Source organism: Proteinivorax hydrogeniformans (assembly GCF_040515995.1).
In the GTDB taxonomy this organism is placed as follows: Bacteria; Bacillota; Proteinivoracia; order Proteinivoracales; family Proteinivoracaceae; genus Proteinivorax; species Proteinivorax hydrogeniformans.
The window spans coordinates 1,392,647-1,411,306 of record NZ_CP159485.1 but is presented as its reverse complement, the minus strand read 5'-3'; the positions used below and the strand labels follow the sequence as shown (position 1 = coordinate 1,411,306).

At 35.6% G+C, this 18,660-nt stretch carries 17 protein-coding genes and 1 pseudogene; 17 read left to right on the top strand and 1 reads right to left on the bottom strand.

Features of this window, described 5'->3' with window-relative positions; genetic code table 11:
• Window positions 1–103 precede the first annotated feature (103 nt).
• The 15 genes and pseudogenes from PRVXH_RS06640 to PRVXH_RS06570 all read left to right on the top strand — a co-directional run.
• Window positions 104–676: a phosphate propanoyltransferase gene (locus PRVXH_RS06640; RefSeq protein ID WP_353894513.1), complete on the top strand. Its 573-nt coding sequence runs from the start codon at window positions 104–106 to the stop codon at window positions 674–676.
• Between the two features lie 402 nt (window positions 677–1,078).
• Window positions 1,079–1,783, top strand: a complete 705-nt coding sequence (locus tag PRVXH_RS06635) for an FMN-binding protein (protein ID WP_353894512.1) — start codon at window positions 1,079–1,081, stop codon at window positions 1,781–1,783.
• A gap of 202 nt (window positions 1,784–1,985) precedes the next feature.
• Entirely contained in the window at window positions 1,986–3,329 is a 1,344-nt protein-coding gene (gene miaB / locus PRVXH_RS06630; protein WP_353894552.1) for a tRNA (N6-isopentenyl adenosine(37)-C2)-methylthiotransferase MiaB, read from the top strand.
• A gap of 98 nt (window positions 3,330–3,427) precedes the next feature.
• A complete protein-coding gene (gene mutS / locus PRVXH_RS06625; protein ID WP_353894551.1) occupies window positions 3,428–5,950 on the top strand; it encodes a DNA mismatch repair protein MutS in 2,523 nt (840 codons plus the stop codon).
• Window positions 5,951–5,966: 16 nt separating this feature from the next.
• On the top strand, window positions 5,967–7,856 hold the full coding sequence (gene mutL, locus PRVXH_RS06620; RefSeq protein ID WP_353894511.1) for a DNA mismatch repair endonuclease MutL: 1,890 nt from the start codon (window positions 5,967–5,969) through the stop codon (window positions 7,854–7,856).
• Window position 7,857: 1 nt separating this feature from the next.
• Complete coding sequence (locus PRVXH_RS06615; RefSeq protein WP_353894510.1) at window positions 7,858–8,625, top strand: class I SAM-dependent methyltransferase; 768 nt, start codon at window positions 7,858–7,860, stop codon at window positions 8,623–8,625.
• A gap of 2 nt (window positions 8,626–8,627) precedes the next feature.
• Window positions 8,628–9,560 carry a tRNA (adenosine(37)-N6)-dimethylallyltransferase MiaA gene (miaA, locus tag PRVXH_RS06610; protein ID WP_353894509.1) on the top strand — a complete coding sequence of 311 codons (933 nt, stop codon included), beginning with the start codon at window positions 8,628–8,630 and terminating at the stop codon, window positions 9,558–9,560.
• Window positions 9,561–9,631: 71 nt separating this feature from the next.
• Entirely contained in the window at window positions 9,632–9,856 is a 225-nt protein-coding gene (hfq, locus tag PRVXH_RS06605; RefSeq protein ID WP_353894508.1) for an RNA chaperone Hfq, read from the top strand.
• 99 nt (window positions 9,857–9,955) lie between these two features.
• Window positions 9,956–10,882, top strand: a complete 927-nt coding sequence (locus PRVXH_RS06600; RefSeq protein ID WP_353894507.1) for an AAA family ATPase — start codon at window positions 9,956–9,958, stop codon at window positions 10,880–10,882.
• 12 nt (window positions 10,883–10,894) lie between these two features.
• Window positions 10,895–11,482, top strand: coding sequence for a GTPase domain-containing protein (locus PRVXH_RS06595; protein ID WP_353894506.1), 588 nt, complete (start codon window positions 10,895–10,897; stop codon window positions 11,480–11,482).
• Window positions 11,463–12,026 carry a hypothetical protein gene (locus PRVXH_RS06590; protein WP_353894505.1) on the top strand — a complete coding sequence of 188 codons (564 nt, stop codon included), beginning with the start codon at window positions 11,463–11,465 and terminating at the stop codon, window positions 12,024–12,026. The genes PRVXH_RS06595 and PRVXH_RS06590 overlap by 20 nt, the downstream gene beginning before the upstream one ends.
• A 249-nt stretch (window positions 12,027–12,275) precedes the next feature.
• Window positions 12,276–13,535, top strand: coding sequence for a methionine gamma-lyase family protein (locus PRVXH_RS06585; protein WP_353894504.1), 1,260 nt, complete (start codon window positions 12,276–12,278; stop codon window positions 13,533–13,535).
• A 7-nt stretch (window positions 13,536–13,542) separates the two neighbouring features.
• Complete coding sequence (locus tag PRVXH_RS06580; RefSeq protein ID WP_353894503.1) at window positions 13,543–13,827, top strand: DNA-3-methyladenine glycosylase; 285 nt, start codon at window positions 13,543–13,545, stop codon at window positions 13,825–13,827.
• A 68-nt stretch (window positions 13,828–13,895) separates the two neighbouring features.
• Window positions 13,896–15,457, top strand: a protein-coding gene (locus PRVXH_RS06575; protein ID WP_353892476.1) for an IS3 family transposase whose coding sequence is annotated in 2 segments (ribosomal slippage) — window positions 13,896–14,370 and window positions 14,370–15,457 — 1,563 coding nt in all. Because the reading frame shifts where the segments join, the coding sequence is not laid out codon by codon here.
• Window positions 15,458–15,537: 80 nt separating this feature from the next.
• Window positions 15,538–15,852: pseudogene (locus PRVXH_RS06570) on the top strand (DNA-3-methyladenine glycosylase); the annotation flags it as partial.
• Window positions 15,853–15,982: 130 nt separating this feature from the next.
• On the opposite strand, the gene lexA reads toward PRVXH_RS06570, so the two are convergent.
• The gene (gene lexA / locus PRVXH_RS06565; RefSeq protein WP_353894502.1) at window positions 15,983–16,612 is read right to left on the bottom strand and encodes a transcriptional repressor LexA; all 630 of its coding nucleotides are present in this window, start codon (window positions 16,610–16,612) and stop codon (window positions 15,983–15,985) included.
• A gap of 216 nt (window positions 16,613–16,828) precedes the next feature.
• Between lexA and PRVXH_RS06560 the strand changes: the two genes are divergently transcribed.
• Window positions 16,829–17,695, top strand: coding sequence for a M23 family metallopeptidase (locus tag PRVXH_RS06560; protein WP_353894501.1), 867 nt, complete (start codon window positions 16,829–16,831; stop codon window positions 17,693–17,695).
• Between the two features lie 278 nt (window positions 17,696–17,973).
• Window positions 17,974–18,633, top strand: a complete 660-nt coding sequence (locus PRVXH_RS06555; RefSeq protein WP_353894500.1) for a recombinase family protein — start codon at window positions 17,974–17,976, stop codon at window positions 18,631–18,633.
• Window positions 18,634–18,660: the final 27 nt, after the last annotated feature.

Here is an 18,660-nt window from a genome sequence, read left to right as displayed (position 1 = left end):
ATATACCTTGAAATCATTCCTGTTTCATGTAATAATTTACGTATGAACTGAACATCCTATATTTAGTAGATTTTGTTCGGTTAAATTAAAGGGGGTTATTTATATGACAAATAAAGTACCAGTGGGCGTATCAAATCGTCACTTGCATCTATCTTCTGCAGATATTGAGACATTATTTGGAGCAGGCTATGAGCTAAAGCCTTTAAAGGAACTTTCGCAACCAGGTCAATATGCAGCTGAAGAAGTAGTTACCGTTTTAGGACCTAAAGGTTCAATTGAAAAAGTAAGAGTGCTAGGACCTGCTAGAAATCAAACTCAAGTAGAAGTTTCTAAAACAGATTCTTTTAAGCTAGGTATCACACCTCCAGTAAGGGACTCAGGTGATCTAAGTGAAAGTTCTAGCATAATACTTAAAGGGCCAAAGGGCCAAGTAGAATTAAAAGAAGGTGCTATCATCGCGCAAAGGCATATACATATGCACACTTCTGATGCCGAAAAGCTAGGCCTAAAAGATAAGCAATTAGTCTCTGTAAAAACCGAAGGTAAAAGATCAGTTATTTTCAATAATGTATTAGCAAGAGTTAAAGACTCCTTTGCTTTAGAATTTCATATTGATACAGATGAAGCTAACTGTGCAGAGTTGAAAAATGGGGAGCTTGTAGAAATCATCAAATAATAAAAGAGGTGGAGAAATCCACCTCTTTTATTATTTGATGAAAAAGACTCGCGTCTACAGCTGACTTATCATACTTTTTTTATATCTCCCTGCAGGAATACGCTATCGCCTTTTTCATCGTCATTTATAGGTTTGACATTTTATCAGTTTATTAAACAAACAAATATAGGAAAATGCCATAAAACAAAGTAAGTGCAAGAAAAACCGATAAATTATTCATCTATTTTCAATAAATGCTTCTAATTACTCTATTTTGCCAGTTCTAAAGTCTTAATCCATGTGATATAATTATCATTGAAGTAAGGGTGTGACTACTAGTACATATCACACTTTATTTAATAGTAATGAAGGGCTTAGCCTTTTATTTAATAAATTTTTTATTTAATTGGGAGGAGATTTATAATGAAGAAATTTTTAATCTTGGCAGTTGTTTCTGTCATGGCACTAGGTTTATTTGCAGGTTGCTCAGGCGACGCAGAACCACAAACTTTTGTAGGACTTTCTGATGAAGGTAGAGGATATGCAGAAGTTGAACTTACTATGCAAGGGGATGAAATTGTAGAAGTAAACATCGTTGAGTACACAAACATGGGAGAGGCAAAAGATTACGCATCATATGGTAATCCGGATCGTTTCTCTGGTGAAGAATTAAAAGAGGCTCACGAGAGTTTAGCAGAGCAAATCGTAGAAACAAATAGCGCTGATGTAGATGCTCATACAGGTGCTACTAGCACTAGCAACAAAGTTGTTCAAGCTGTTGAAAGAGCTCTAGCAAAAGCTAATGATGATGTTGAAGGAGATTACCTAGACGGAACTTTCTTTGGGCGTCATGAAGGTGAAAGAGGTTACTACATTGCTCATGTGACTATCGAAAACGATGCTATCACTGCGGTTAACCTTGAAGAAACTCAAGGCGTAGGTAGCGAAGCAGAATTAAAAGATGAAGAATATGGATATGAAGACTGGTTACCAGCACGTGAAGAAATGCAAGAGCGTTTCGTAAATGAAAACTCAGCTGATGTAGATGCTTACACAGGTGCTACTGGTTCATCTGAAGGATGGATGGAAGCTGTACAAGATGCCTTAAACAACGCTGCTGTAAATTAATAACAACAAACCCCTTGCTTTATGCAAGGGGTTTTATTATGCATAAATTTAAGCTCAAATATACTATACAGATATAAAATTTGCGTGTTAAATTTATTTTTTGCGGAAGTGTATGTTATAATAGTAAAGGAAGATTAGGACAAAGCTTCCTTACTATCGAAGGATTTAATTAGCAAAGATGGAGGAACTAAAAATGACTGAAATGGACACAAAACAAGAGAAAAATGAAAAATTATACAAAATACTTACATACGGATGCCAAATGAACGTTCATGATAGCGAGATTTTAGCAGGGATGCTTAACCAAATGGGTTATGGTGAAGCAGCTGTAGAGGAAGATGCAGATATTATCTTGATAAACACCTGCTCTATCAGGGATAAAGCAGAACAAAAAGTTTTTGGTAAAGTGGGAGCTCTTAAAAAACTGAAGGCAATAAAAAATGACCTAGTAATTGGAATCTGTGGCTGTATGATCCAGCAACAAAAAGTGGCAGAGCGACTTCAAAAAGATTTTCCACATGTAGATCTTCTTTTTGGAACTCACAATATACATCAACTTCCTCAAATGATTGAAAAAGTTCTTTTCAAAGATGAGAGAGTGTTGGAAGTGTGGAACGAAGAAGGGGAAGTAGTGGAGGGTTTACCCAGGCTTAGAGATGATGGTGTAACTGCATGGGTAACTATTACATACGGTTGTAATAACTTTTGCACATATTGTATTGTTCCCCATGTCCGAGGACGTGAACGCAGTAGAAACCCCCAAGATATAGTGAAGGAAATTGAAGGTATTGTTGCAAAAGGCTATAAAGAAATTACTCTTTTAGGTCAGAATGTAAATAGCTACGGTAAAGACTTTGACGAAGATTACGACTTTGCTGATTTATTATCTGAAGTAGCTAAAATAAAAGAACTTACGAGAATAAGATATATGACTCCCCACCCACGAGACTTTACTGAAAAGTTAATTGATGTCGTTGCCGCCAACGATAAAATCTGTAACCATTTTCACCTACCTGTACAATCAGGGAGCAGTAAGGTGTTAAAGGCAATGAACAGAGGCTATGATCAACAGACATATTTAGACCTTGTAGGGAAAATTAAGGAAAAAGTTAATGATTATTCAATTACTACCGATATCATAGTAGGCTTCCCTGGGGAAACTGAAGAGGACTTTTTAGAAACACTTAAGGTTGTAGAACAGGTAAGATACGACTCTGCATTCACTTTTGCATATTCACCTAGAGAGGGAACACCAGCTGCTAAAATGGATACCCAAATCCCACAGCAACAAAAAAGTGATAGATTACAAAGGTTAATAGAAGCACAAAATAAAATATCTAGACAAATAAATGATACTTATGTGGGGCAGGTTTGGGACGTGCTTGTTGAAGGAACTAGTAAAAATGACCCTAACTCTATTTCCGGAAGAACTAAAACTGCTAAAATCGTAAACTTTAATGGCGATAAAGACTTAATTGGCCAAGAAGTAAAAGTAAAAATAACAGGAAGCCAGACATGGAGCCTCACTGGCGAAATAATTGATTAAGATGATAAATAAGCCGGAGCTACTCCGGCTTATAAAGTTAATAACACAAATTTGAGTAGGGAGGTCGTAAACCCGTGGGTAAAAAATCTGTTACTCCAATGATTCAACAATATATTGATATAAAAAAACAACATCAAGATTGCTTACTATTATTTAGAGTTGGGGATTTTTATGAGCTATTTTTTGAAGATGCTAAAATAGGAGCTAAAGCTTTAGAAATTGCCCTCACATCAAGAGACGGAGAGGACGGAATCCCTCTTGCAGGCATACCTTTCCATGCTCTAGATACTTATCTAGCTAAACTATTAAAAAAAGGCTATAAAGTGGCCATTTGTGACCAAGTAGAAGACCCAAAGCAAGCTAAAGGTATTGTCAAAAGAGAGGTAGTAAAGATTGTAACACCAGGAACTATTATTGACGAAAATCTTTTAGATGCAAAAGACAATAATTTCATGTGTGCACTGTCTTGTTATGGCAATAAAGCTGGCCTAGCTTTTGTAGACAATTCTACAGGTGAGTTTTTTTATACTGAAGAACGGTTAAATTTTGAAAGTATTAATCGAATTATCCAAAAGTACCTACCTTCTGAATGTATAGTGAGTTCTGACTTTCCACTTAGAACTCAGTTAACACGCCTTAATTTAAATATATCTAATCACGAAGTAAACGATACTACTATTAAATCCTTTGACACTCTTTTAAATCAAACTACAACTCACAAGGCAGGCAAAGAGGCAATAAGCTTATTAATTAGTTACCTATCTGAAACGCAAAAAAATTCCTTGTCCCATATAAATAAAATTAAATTTATAGAATTAAATAAATACATGAATCTAGACTATACTTCTATTAGAAATCTCGAACTTATAACTACTATAAAGGAAAATAGAAAAAAAGGTTCTCTTCTTTCAATTATAGACAAAACTGACAGTGCTATGGGCGGAAGAAAACTTAAACAATGGCTATTAAACCCTCTTTTAAATAGTGAAGAAATAGATCATAGACTTAACATGGTGGAATCATTATTAGAAGATGGCCTGCTTTTAAAAAGCTTAAAAGAACTTATAGGCAAAATATATGACCTCGAGCGTCTGTCCACTAAGGTTGCATACCAGACAGTTAATCCAAAGGATTTAGTAGCTTTAAAGCATTCATTGCAAAATATCCCCAAAATTAAAGAAACTCTTATCAGCTCAAACTCAAAAAGTTTAGTAAGCTTAGCCAATAGGTTATGTGCCTTAGACCAGTTAGTAAGCATTATCGAACAAGGGATAGTACCTTCCCCACCAACCACAATCAAAGATGGCGGTGTTATAAAAGAAGGTTTTAACAGCGAGTTAGATGAGCTAAACTATACAGCTAGCAACGGAAGAAATTTTTTAGCTGAATACGAAGAAAATCAAAGAAATAATACCGGCATAAAATCACTAAAGGTTCGATATAACAAAGTTTTCGGATATTATATCGAGGTGACTAAAACCAATTTAAGTCTAGTTCCTGACTATTATATAAGAAAACAAACCTTAACCAATGCAGAAAGATATTTTACAGATGAACTTAAAAAGTATGAGGAACTAATTCTAGGGGCCTCTGAGAAAATCGTAGAACTAGAATATAAGCTATTTTGTGAAATTAGAGAAGCTGTACTAGAGTGCATTGAAGAAATCCAAAACAACAGTAATGTAATAGGTGAGCTAGATTGTCTTTGCTCATTTGCAACGTTAGCTATCGATAATAACTATCGTAAGCCCGAGCTAACTGTTGGAGATGAAACTTCTATAACTAACGGCAGACATCCCGTTATCGAAGAAACTATAGACCGAAAAAACTTTATATCAAACGATACAGTTTTAGATTGCTCTGATAATCAAGTGTTAATTATAACAGGGCCAAATATGGCAGGTAAGTCAACTTACATGAGACAAGTGGCGCTGATAACTCTATTAGCACAAGTTGGATGCTATGTCCCAGCAGATGAGGCAAAAATTAGCATAGTTGATAGGATTTTTACAAGAGTAGGGGCAAGCGATGACCTATCCTCTGGACAAAGTACATTTATGGTTGAGATGAATGAGTTAGCCAACATACTAAAAAACGCAACCTCAAAAAGCTTAATTATCCTAGATGAAGTAGGTAGAGGAACAAGTACTTTTGATGGAATGAGTATTGCTCAAAGCGCCATTGAATACCTATTAGATAAAAAGAAAATAGGGGCTAAGACTTTATTTGCGACCCATTATCATCAACTAACTTCATTAGAAGACAGATATAAGGGTGTGAAAAACTATTCCATAGCGGTTAAGGAAGAAAATGATTCTATCACCTTTTTACACTTGATAAAAAAAGGAGGTAGCGACAGAAGTTATGGTATTCAGGTGGCCAAATTAGCTGGTGTGCCAGCTCCAGTTATTCAGCGGTCTAATGAGATTTTAAAATTTATCGAGGAAGACTTTACCGCAAAACAAGACAGTAGCGCAACCCAAGATGATATATTTCAGGTCATGAGCCAAAAGGCACAAGAATTAATCGAGGAAGTAAACGACATAAACCTAAATGACATAACTCCAATAGAGGCGTTAACAGTGTTACAAAAACTACAGAATAAAACAAAGAAATATTAAGAAGAGGGGTGTTTTAATGAAAAATATAAATATACTTCCTTCTAATGTAGCAAATAAGATTGCAGCTGGGGAGGTGGTGGAGCGTCCTGCCTCGATAGTAAAAGAGCTAGTAGAAAACTCCATCGATGGGCAAAGCAGTGTTATTGAAGTGTTTATAGAAAATGGTGGTAAAGATAAGATTGAGGTAGTGGATAATGGAGTGGGCATAAAAAGCGAAGATGTACACTTGGCTTTTAAGCGTCACGCCACTAGCAAAATAGAAAACGAAAAAGACTTAGAAAGCATTATTTCATTAGGTTTTAGAGGTGAGGCATTACCTTCAATAGCTGCTGTTAGTAAGGTAGAAGTTCTAACTAAAACTTCTGATGATGAGTTAGGAGTTAGATACAAAATAGATGGAGGCATAGATGAACACCTTAACTCAGCCCCAGCAAATAAAGGGACTAGATTTGTAGTACAAGACCTATTTTTTAATACTCCAGCTAGAAAAAAGTTTTTAAAAACTACCGCAACGGAGTTAGGATACATTACAGATCTTATGGGGAGATTTGTGCTTTGTAACCCGGATATTTCCTTTAAACTGTACCATAATAACAGAAGACTAATTGCCTCTACTGGGAACGGCAGCTTAAAACAAGCAATATCTGATGTTTTAGGCACTAGCGCTGCAGAGAATGCCTTAAAGGTTGACAATCAATCTTCTAAAATAGACATACAAGGTTATGTTGTTAAACCCTCCATAACTAAAAGTAATAGATCTGGGCAGTTTATATTTATCAACAACAGGATAGTTAGAAGTAAGTTGCTTTCTAAGGCCTTAGAGGATGGTTATAAAACTTTATTGCCTCAAAACAGATATCCACTTGCAGTTCTAAAAATCAACTTGCCCCCAGAAGGTATAGATGTTAACGTTCACCCTTCAAAACAAGAAGTAAAGTTTGATAATGAAAGAATAGTTTACCAAAGCCTTAAAGCTGCCGTTGACTCTTCATTGCTAGAAAAACCCTTAGTTACTGAGTATAAATACACTAACGTAAGTAAGAACCTTCAAAAGGAAAAAACTAACCCCGAAACTTCAAAACAGCCATCAAATAAAGAGCTAAATACATTTACTAGCAAACCTAAAAATGTCAATAATACTGAAAAACAGTTATCGTATTTAGAAAAATTAACACAAGATCTTCAAATACATGAAGAAGCACCGAAAGAAGCACCGACATCTAAACCTATGAAAGAGGATACACCAAGTCAAAAAAGTGACCAGCTAATTTCAAGGTCTAGCCTACCTCAAAAAGCCGAGGCTAAACAGCAAGAGATTATTAACCCATTCTTTACTACTTTACAAATACTGGGGCAATTCAGTGAGACATATGTTATTTGTAAAGACTCCGACAACCTGTATTTAATAGACCAGCATGCTGCCCAGGAGAAGATATTTTATGAAAAAGCTATCAACCAACTTGGCAATCAAGTAGCTATACAAGGTATAATCCCAGAATCAATAAAATTAAATGGAGCACAAATACAGATAGTGGATGAAAATGCTGATACTTTAAAAAAGCTAGGATTTGACCTAGAAATTATGGATGGTAATAATATACTAGTGAGAGGTCTTCCCTTTTTCGTAAACAAATCTATAAGCATTCAGCTACTTATTGATTCTCTAGAAGATATATTTTTAGATGATGAGCTAAATTCTTTAAAGAAATTTAAAGAAGCAATTTTAGCGTTAATCTCCTGTAAAGGAGCTATAAAAGCAAATCATAAACTAAGTCATAAGGAAATGACAAGTCTATTAGAGCAATTAAGTCTAATCAGTAACCCTTATAGTTGTCCCCATGGAAGACCAACAGTAGTCTCTTTAGATAAAAAGAGTATAGAAAAGATGTTTAAACGGGTGAAATAAAATGGATATAATATGTACGACGTCTCAAAAACCTACAGATTCGATGATACAGTCAGCTATTACCCATAGCAAATACTTTAAAGGAGAATATATACCACGAAAGCGTCTTGGCTCTCTAAGCGAGCGAGAGTGCGTTCTTGTGGTAACAAAATCATCGCTCAATGTATATATTAAAGGCCAAAAGCTAGCTTTTCACCCCAGCATGGCCATGCTCAGGGTAAAGAGAATTAAAAATGGGGAGCTAGACATATTTAACAAAATATTAGGCGACATTACTAGTTGGGCTGTATTAGACTGCACACTAGGGTTAGCTTCTGATTCTCTAGTTCTGAGCAAGCTAGTAAGCTGCAAAGGGCAAGTCACTTCCCTTGAAAAATCTAAATTAATATATAAAATTGTAAAAGATGGGCTAGGGAAGTTAGATTCTAGTTATCCTGAGCTTAGCGGACTTTCTAAAAATATTACCCTAAAAAATGTAGATTTCAACAATTATATTGAAGGCCTTAACTATGGAGATTTTGATTTAATATATTTTGATCCCATGTTTGATAAACCTATAGAAAATTCTCCAGCCATTTCTCCTTTAAGAGATTTAGCTCATTATAGCCCTCTATCAATTAAAAGTTTAGAAAAGGCAAAAAAACTAGCTAAAAAAGCTGTAATTGTGAAAAATAACAAAAACTTTCCCTTTGAAGAAATAGGACTGAAGAAGTTTACACTACCTTCTAGTTCAGTCAGTTATGGAATCTATCTAAATAAGGAGGAGTAGCTTTGGAAGAAAATTATTCCGTGATTTTAGGCCCTACCGCTAGTGGTAAAAGCTCTTTGGCTATGGAACTAGCAGCAGAAATGAGAGGAGAAATTGTTTCAGCTGATTCAGCCCAAGTTTATAAGTACATGGACATCGGTACTGCTAAACCTACAATAAAGGAGCAAGCAAATGTACCTCATCATCTAATAGATGTTGTTTTACCCAGCGAAGAATTTAGTGTTTTTGATTTTCAAAAATTGAGTCAAAAAGTTATAAAAGATATTAAGAAAAGAGATAATCACCCAATAGTTGTGGGAGGGACAGGTCTGTTTATTCGTGCTCTTACTGAAGACTTCACCCTTGTAAGTATCCCGGAAGATAAGGCGATAAGAAAGAAGTATCAAGATATGGCTGATGAAAAAGGAAATCACTATATACATAGTCTTTTAAAAAACAGAGATGATAATGCATATAATAAACTTCATCCAAACGACTATAGACGTGTAATTCGGGCCTTAGAGGTGTATGAACTCTCTGGTAAGTCAATTTATGAATTACAAAGGAGAAACCAATTCGCAAGCAATATTACAAACATTAACTTTTACGGCCTATATATGGATAGGCAAAGGCTGTATACGCAAATTAACAATCGAGTAGACCAGATGATTGAAGACGGGCTTGTCACAGAAGTTAGTGAGCTTCTTAAGCAAGGGATTTCAAAAGATTGTAATGCTCTAAAGGCCATCGGGTATAGGCAGGTTGTAATGTATCTAGAAAATCAAATAGATTTTGACGAAATGGTAAGGTTAATTAAAAGAGATACCAGAAGGTATGCAAAAAGACAATTAACATGGTTTAGAAATATGGATAATATTAAATGGTATAACTTAGACAATTTGAATATAAATCAAGTAAAAGAAAAAATTATTAAGCAAATGCAGGAAAATGGTTAAATAAGTAGAATAATTAAACAAGTAATTGTCTGAAGGTTAGCAAAATAACCGTTTAAAGAGGAGGGAGCTAAATGGGAAAAGCTCATAACCTGCAAGACTACTTTCTAAACCATGTCAGAAGAGATAATACTGAGGTAACTATTTTTTTAATGAGCGGCTACCAGATTAAAGGTTTAGTAAAAGGGTTCGATCCTTTTACAGTAGTAATTGATGACGGAGTCAAGCAACAATTGATTTATAAGCATGCTATTTCAACCATAATACCCAAAAAAGAAGTAAATCTTATAAAAAATTAAGACTTAGGCATCTGCCTAGGTCTTAATTTTTGTTTTAAAAACATATATATTATTATGTTATGCTATGCATCCTAACATAAATCTGAGGGAGATGTCGGTATGGATAAAAGTAAAATCTTAGCAAATGTGCAAACTGGGAAAATCTCCCCTATATTTGCTTTAAAACAACTAAGAGGAAGTGAAGACATAACATCTTTTTCAAATAATAAGGAGCAGCTATGGGAATTAGACCCCATAAAGGAATTAAATCAACTAGTTGGACTAGATAACGTTAAAAGCTTAGTTACTGAGATTACTGCGTTTTTGTCAATTCAAAAAAGAAGAGAGGAAGAAAATCTTCTAACAGAGCCAGTAGTTATGCATATGATTTTTAAAGGAAACCCTGGAACAGGGAAAACAACTGTAGCAAGAATACTAGGTAAAATTTTTAAGCACTTAAACTTTTTAGAAAAAGGGCACTTAGTTGAGGTGGAACGGGCTGATCTTGTGGGAGAATACATCGGACACACTGCCCAAAGAACAAAAGAGAAAATATCGGAAAGTCTAGGGGGGATTTTATTCATTGACGAGGCATACTCTCTAGCAAGAGGAGGGGAAAAAGATTTTGGCAAAGAAGCCATCGACACCTTAGTGAAAGCTATGGAAGATAAAAAAGATCAATTTATATTAATATTAGCTGGCTATAGTTATCAAATGGAATCATTTCTCACCACTAATCCAGGACTTAAATCGAGATTTCCTATACACTTAAATTTCGATGATTACTCAATAGATAATCTAATGTCTATTGCCGGTATGATGTTAAAAAATAGGCAGTATAAAATGTCTTCCAAAGCAAAACTAAAGCTATTTAAAATACTTAAATCCAAAGAGCAAGAAGATTTCTCTAATTTCTCAAATGCTCGACTAGTTCGTAACATCATTGAAAAAGCTATAAGGCTTCAAGCTGTTCGTCTGGTTAATAAAAAAACATTAACTAAGGAAGAACTTTTGACCATTGATGAACAGGATATAGAGGATATTTAAGGAGGGGTATACTTGAAAATTCTTGTGACCGGAAGGCCTAATGTAGGTAAAACCCAGTTTGTTATAAGCTTAGCTCAGTTTTATAACTTGAAAAACGTGATATACACATTCAAAGCAACAAACGGCATCAAACATAAAAGAAAGCTCTCTTTGAGTGATTGTAGTAAATTGCTAATAAACAGCACAGCAAATCATACTAAAAACATCTATGATTTTACAATCCCAATAAAAAAAGGAAAGGGGCATATAAATATAGCACTTATGGATTCTTGTGGTATAACTTCGGAAATTCACCATGACAACACCGTAAGGGCTGGAATAGCTCAAGCAATTGGCCATTATAGTGATTGTGATGCCATGTTTCACGTTGTAGACAGCCATAACTATAAACAAATGTCTTCTGTGGATGAAGAAATCTATAGTTTTGGTAGTGAGTTAGGTTATTATCTTGTTTTAGCTAATAAGATAGACTTGTTATTTTCCGAAATGACCATATCTAAAATAAAGAACGACTTCAAAAACACTATAGTGTTACCTATTTCCGCTAAAGAAGGTAAAGGGCTTAAGGAGGTTGCCTATTATGTTAATAAAATTGTTTAGCCTATTTTTTGTTTATATATTTACAGGTATAGTAATTAAATACTTAGATGATTTCACTGATAGGGAAGCTAATATGGATAACTTCCCCTATTTTATAATGCTCTTTAGTTGTGCCGCCCTTATTAATACAGAGGTAGCTGTTTGCTTGCTGTGGGCAGCATATGGTATAGGAATGACGCCAAACTTAAAAATAAGGTATGCTTATAATTTAAGTGGTGTTATGGAACTTGCAGTGATCTTTATAGCTGGTAGCTTAGTTTTTGGCTTATTAAACTTTCTGTATTACTTGATTCTTATGTTGTTCATCCAACTAACGGATGACTTAATAGATATCCCCATTGATAAGTTTGACAATAATTATGCAAAAAGGTTCGGTACTATAGAGGCCTTGCTCATATCTTTAAATCTTCTACTATTACTTATTTATCTAAATCCGTATCATACAATAATTGCTATAGTAGCTTATACCTTACTGCAATGTTATTACTATTATAGGAGGCGAGTTTCTGATGTCCAAAGTAATTTTAGCTTTTTTAATTCTTAATACCGTTTTATTAGTTGGTTATTCTTTAGGCAGGCGAGTAGGTTTAAAGCAAGGTGAAAAAATAGGGTATAGTCAGGGTAAGGCCCTGCTTAGGCTAAAAGCTAATACCAATAGAACATGCCCTATTTGCAATAATAGCACAATCGGCACAACTCGAATCAAGAATTAACTTAGATTACAGGAAAAATATAAAAAATAACCCTTTTATATGATATAATGGTTTATATTATAAATTATGGAGGGTTTATTTTGCATAGTTGGATAGATGATATAGAAAACTATAAGCTTAGGTTTTTAATAAGGGATTCTCATCACTACCTAAAAGAGACCTTCGAGATCATAGAGGAAAACCTAGAAACCAATCAATACAAAGTTTTAAAAGGTTTCCAGCAACATAAAATTACTGAAAACCACTTGATAGGTACTACAGGGTATGGTTATGGAGATTTAGGCAGAGACGCATTAGATAACGTTTATGCCTCAGTTTTTGGGGCTGAAAAAGGGTTTGTTAGATCTCAGTTTGTTTCGGGTACCCACTGTTTATCATGTTGCCTAAATGCTTTGTTAGATGGAGGAGATGAACTGCTTTATGTTACAGGTGACCCATACGACACCTTAGAAAAGGTAATCGGTATCACACCTCATAATAATTCGCTGATTTCTAGAGGCGTTGAATATAATTCGGTACCATTAACAGGAAATGGCAAGTTGGACTTTGAGTCTATAGGAAATGCAATCAAGCCTAATACCAAGGTTATAGGGGTACAACGCTCAAAAGGCTACTCATTAAGAGGTTCAATTGCCATAGCTGAAATTGAAGCTTTAGTAAGGTATGTTAAAAGAATCAAAGATGACCTAATAATTTTCGTGGATAATTGCTATGGTGAGTTTGTAGAATCTCGTGAGCCGGCAGATGTAGGGGCAGATGTAGTAGCTGGAAGTCTGACAAAAAATCCTGGTGGCGGACTGGCCAAAACTGGGGGATATGTTGTCGGAAAGGGAAAGTTAGTAGATAAAGTAGCTGAGAGTCTAACTGCACCAGGACTTGGTGCTGATGTAGGAGCTTCTTTGCAAAACAACTTAGATTTTTTTCAGGGCTTTTTCAAAAGCCCACAAGTAACAGCCGACAGCTTAAAAACAGCAGCTTTTGCTAGTTTTTTGGCACAAAAGCTAGGATTTGATGCTGAACCAAGTTATGCTGACTACAGATATGACATTGTACAAACCATAACTTTTGAGGATAAAGAAAAGTTATTAGCATTTTGTCAAGGGATACAAAGACACTCGCCAATAAATTCTTTTGTGGAGCCGGTTCCTGATGATTTACCGGGATATCATGATCCTGTTATAATGGCAGCGGGAACCTTTATTCAAGGATCTTCAATAGAGTTAAGTGCAGACGCTCCTATCAGGCCACCTTATACCGTGTTTATACAAGGGTCGCTATCGTATGAGCATGGAAGGATAGCAACTTCTATGGCATTTGACGCACTACTAGAAGGAAAGTAGGGGTTAAATGAAATTACCTATAGATTTTTATAGAAGTAATGCACTAGATGTTGCAAAAAGTTTATTAGGTAAAGAGCTTGTGAGGGTCGTAAACAATGAAACTCTGATAAGCAAAATCGTGGAAACAGAAGCATATATCGGTCCAGAGGACAAAGGTTGTCATGCATTTAACAACAAGAAAACAAAAAGAACAGAGGTTATGTTTGAGCCTGGGGGAGTGGCGTATGTCTATGTAATATACGGCATACATCATTGTTTGAATATCGTAACTGGTCGTAGCCCTATGTGTTAGGATAGTTGTCGTATAAGAAAATTAATGCAATAATGAAGTTACGACACTAAACCTAAGGAGATAAAATTATGTCAAAATCTAAAAGTAAGCACTACTCTAAAGAGTTTATTGAGTCCGTATTAAAAAGACTTGAGCCCCCTTCAAATGACACCGTTACTGCTATTGCAGCAGAGCTGGGCATTCCCAAAACAACCATTTATACATGGGTGAAAAGAAACAATAAAACTCTATCATCTCGCAAACCTCAAAATAGGTGGAACTCAGAAGATAAATTCCAAATAGTATTAGAAACAGCAGCTTTAAGTGAAGCTGAGCTAGCCGATTACTGCCGACGTAAAGGTATATACCTTGAAGATATAAAGCGTTGGAAAGAGCAATGTTTAAAGGCAAACCAAGGTGAAACACAGGACTACCAAAAGACTAAAAGTGAGTTAAAGGAAGAAAAGGAAAAAGCAAAAGAATTAAAAAAGCAGCTTAGACAAAAAGAGAAGGCACTGGCAGAAACGGCTGCATTACTAGTATTAAGAAAAAAAGCAGACGCGATTTGGGGGGACCCCGAGGAAGACTGATCAGTAGCTCAGATCGCGTAAAAGCAGTAGAACTGATCGATGAAGCAAGAATAAATGGTGCAAGGTTAGCCCCTGCATGTGAAGTATTAAGTATCAGCGTGCGTACCTATCAAAGATGGACTAAGGAAAAAGGGAAGATCAAAGAAGATAAAAGACCTTCAGCTAAACGCCCCACTCCTAAAAACAAGCTAACAGATGAAGAACGCCAAGAAATAATAAAAACAGCAAATAATCCTAAGTATGTCGACTTACCTCCATCACAAATAGTTCCTAAGCTGGCAGACGAAGGCAAATATTTGGCATCTGAATCAACAATTTACAGGGTTTTAAAAGAAGAAAAAATGGATGCTCACCGAGGAAGGGCCAAAAAACCCACAAAAAGGGAGCCTCCTACTCATGTAGCTACTTCCCCTAATAAAATATGGACTTGGGATATAACATGGCTAAACTCTGCTGTTAAAGGTAGTTTCTATAAGTTATACCTTATAATAGATATGTTTAGCAGATTAATTGTAGCCTATGAAGTATGGGAGTCAGAGAAAGCAGAATATGCTGAAAGACTTATTAAAAAAGCAACATTGTCTCAAAAGATTTCAGGTCGACCTTTAGTACTACACTCCGATAATGGCAGCCCAATGAAAGCAGCAACATTTCAGGCCACACTTGAAAAACTAGGTATTCAAAGCTCTTTTTCCCGTCCAAGAGTTAGTAATGACAACCCTTACTCCGAATCGCTCTTTAAGACCATGAAGTATCGCCCAGCATACCCTTATAAAGGTTTTAAAAGCATAGAGGAAGCAAGAAATTGGGTTAAAGAATTTGTTAGATGGTATAACTATGAACACTTACATAGTGGCTTAAAATTTGTTACACCTTACCAAAGACACTATGGAATTGATGTTAATATAGTAGAAAAAAGAATCAGGATCTATGAGCATGCAAGGAAAAAGCACCCAGAGAGGTGGTCTAAAAATATCAGAGATTGGTCATTACCCGAATATGTTTCTCTAAACCCTATAAAAGACATACAGTTTAAAAATACTATAGATCATGTAGATTAGCTTTACAATCTAACAAGGTAATTCGTAAAACTTTTTAATTTTAATGCGACAACTTTCTTGACAAACACCGTAGTGAAAAACCTGAAGCTGTGTTAATTCGGGCAGTAGAGCCACTAAGAGGCATAGAGTCCATGAAGGAAAACAGGCAAAAAAAGTTGAGAAGCATAACTGAACTAACAAATGGGCCAGGCAAACTATGTAAAGCCCTAAAAATTGATAAAAGTTTAAATGGGCTTAGCCTAACCGATGGAAAACGATTATATGTAAGAGAAGGTAGCGATATTAATAATTTAGAAGTAGCAGCAGCTAAAAGAATTAATATTGACTATGCTCAGGAATATACAGATAAACTTTGGCGCTTTTACATTAAGGGAAACAAGTTTGTATCGGTTTGACAAGAAAAAGGAGGGAGGGAAGCTAAACTCTAGCTTCCCTTCCTCCTTTTATATGTAGTTTTTACCGAACGATATTTAAACTATGGGTAAGCAGTTTTTAAGCGATGGTTAAATAACTGCTAGAATATGATTAAAAGTGTCTAAAAAGACCAGCTACTTTACCTAAAATTATAGGGTCTTTTACCAATATCGGATCATAAAAATCATTTTCTGGTTGAAGTCTTATACAGTCCTTTTCTTTGAAAAATCTCTTAACGGTAGCTTCATCCTCAATTAACGCAACAACAATATCTCCATTAGTTGCAGTCTGTGCATGCTTTACAATAACCAAGTCTCCGTCACAGATTCCGGCATTTATCATGCTATCACCTTTAACCGATAAGACAAACATACTTTCTGCGTCAGTTGAAAGGTTAGAGGGCAAGGGAAAATATCCTTCTATTCTTTCTTCTGCTAAAATGGGCTCCCCAGCTGTTACATCCCCAACTATCGGAGCAAAGCTAGGGTTAAAATTTACATTAACCTTATCTTCTTCCTCTGTGGCACAGCTTGCTAGAATTTCGATGGCCCTAGGCTTGGTAGCATCTTTTTTAATATAGCCTTTTTGTTCCAACTTTGCTAGATGAGAATGGACTGTAGAACTTGACTTTAGACCAACAGCAAGTCCAATTTCTCTAACTGAAGGGGGATATCCTTTTTCTTTTACCATTTTATAAATAAATTCAAAAATCTCCTTCTGTCTAGCACTTAGACTTTCCATTTCTCCACCTCCTATAACTCTTTTCTTTATTATAACACCTGCTTAGCGACAGCGCAAACGTTAGTTCGGTGATATTTATGAGTGGGGACAAATAAAAATAAAAGGTTATTTGAGAAGAGTGTGGAATATAATACATGGATGATTTAAATATTGGTAATACATAGCAGGTAGGTGATTTTTTTGGGTTCTGAAAAAAAGAGTGGGAGATTTACTCTGATGTTTTTCTCAAATAACGATACTAAACCTATTTCTTTGAATCTCTCATTGTTTGCGATTCAAAGTTTAGGGGTAATAATATTAATAACTGTAATTGGGTTTATAGCTTTTTTTGCAAAGTATATAGAGATGAATACCTATATGAATGAATTACACGCTTTAAGAAAAAGTAATCACGAAAAAAATATGCAGATTGAAAACCTTGTTCAACAAACAGAGTCTATTTTAGAAGACTTAAAGTCTGTACAAGAATTTCAAGGAAAAGTCAGCGAAATTACTAACCTCGGACTCGATGAACCCGAGAAGCAAACCAAGAAAACCTTATATACCAGCAATCGTGGAGCCACCACCCTTGATAGAGCCCAAACTTCCCTTGTTTTTCTTAATAATTCCCTTTCAACTAATCAAGATAAAATGGAAGGTATGGTAGATGAAATAATAGCAGAACAAAAGAGGCAAAGAGAGTTGGAAATAAGGCTCTCTCATACACCCTCTATTTGGCCAGCTAGAGGCAGAGTGACATCTCCTTTCGGTTATAGAAGAAACCCCGTAACTGGGGCTCGCCAACATCATAGTGGTGTTGATATAGCAAACTCTGCAGGAACACCTATTATAGCTACTGCTAATGGCACAGTAGCTTCAGCCTCTTACAGCGGAGGATATGGCAACTTAATCGTAATAGAGCATGGTTATGGATATTCTACATATTACGCCCATCTTTCAAGGATAGCGGTAAGGCCTGGTCAAAATGTAACAAGAGGTCAAGTTATTGGGTATATGGGAAGAACAGGAAGAGCCACAGGGAACCACCTCCATTATGAAGTTCGAGTTAGAGGAACACCAGTAAACCCTGCTAATTTCTATTAAGTATAGGAGCAACTTTAAAAACAGAGCAGGAGACAGAAAATGTTGTGACATTCTTTCCCTTTCAGAAGTAGGGGGGACCTCTGTGTCGACCCAACAGCAAATGGGTGCCAATATGGAAGTGACCAACAAAAACTGTCAAAAAGTATCTTTGTTAGGAGGGTTTAAACCGGATTTTCCCAAGCTGATAAACGCTAAATGAATGAGTTTAAAGCTTGCATATAACTAATTTCGTAATGGCCAATTAAGGCTTAGGGTTGTAAGGTATAGGAGTGATAATAATGAACGCAGTAATTTACGCTAGAGTTAGTACAGAACATGATTCGCAGCAATCTAGTTTATCTAGACAATTAGATGAACTAAACAAATATTGTAACAATAAAAACTATAATGTTATAAAGGTTATTGAAGAAAAAGTAAGTGGCTTTGAACAAATTAGAGAAGGGCTGCTGTTAGCGATGGAAAAGATCAAAACAGGCCAAGCTCAATTTTTAATAGTTCAAGACGAGAGTAGATTAGGAAGAGGAACTGCAAAAATAGCAATCTTACACCAAATTAATAAGTGGGGCGGTAAAGTTATATCCTTAGAAAATGATGGACCACTAGAAATTACCGAAATGGAGGGAATGGTTCTAGAAATATTAGCACTAGTTGAAGAATATCAACGTAGGCTTACAAATGCCAAAATAAAAAGAGGGGTCCAAAGAGCTTTAGATAAAGGTTACGATCCTAGTAAAAATTTCGGAAATACCATCGGTGGAGGAAGACCAGAAAAAGAAGTTCCAATAGAAGAAATCGTTAGACTCAAAGGTCTAAATCTTACATTTGCAGAAATTGCAGCAACTCTCAAAGGATTTGGTTATGATATATCCAAGGCAACAGTACATAGACGTTATCAAAAATACAAAGAACAAAACAATGAAGACAGCCTAGATAGTTAGGCAGTCTTCATTGTTTTTTGTTAAAAA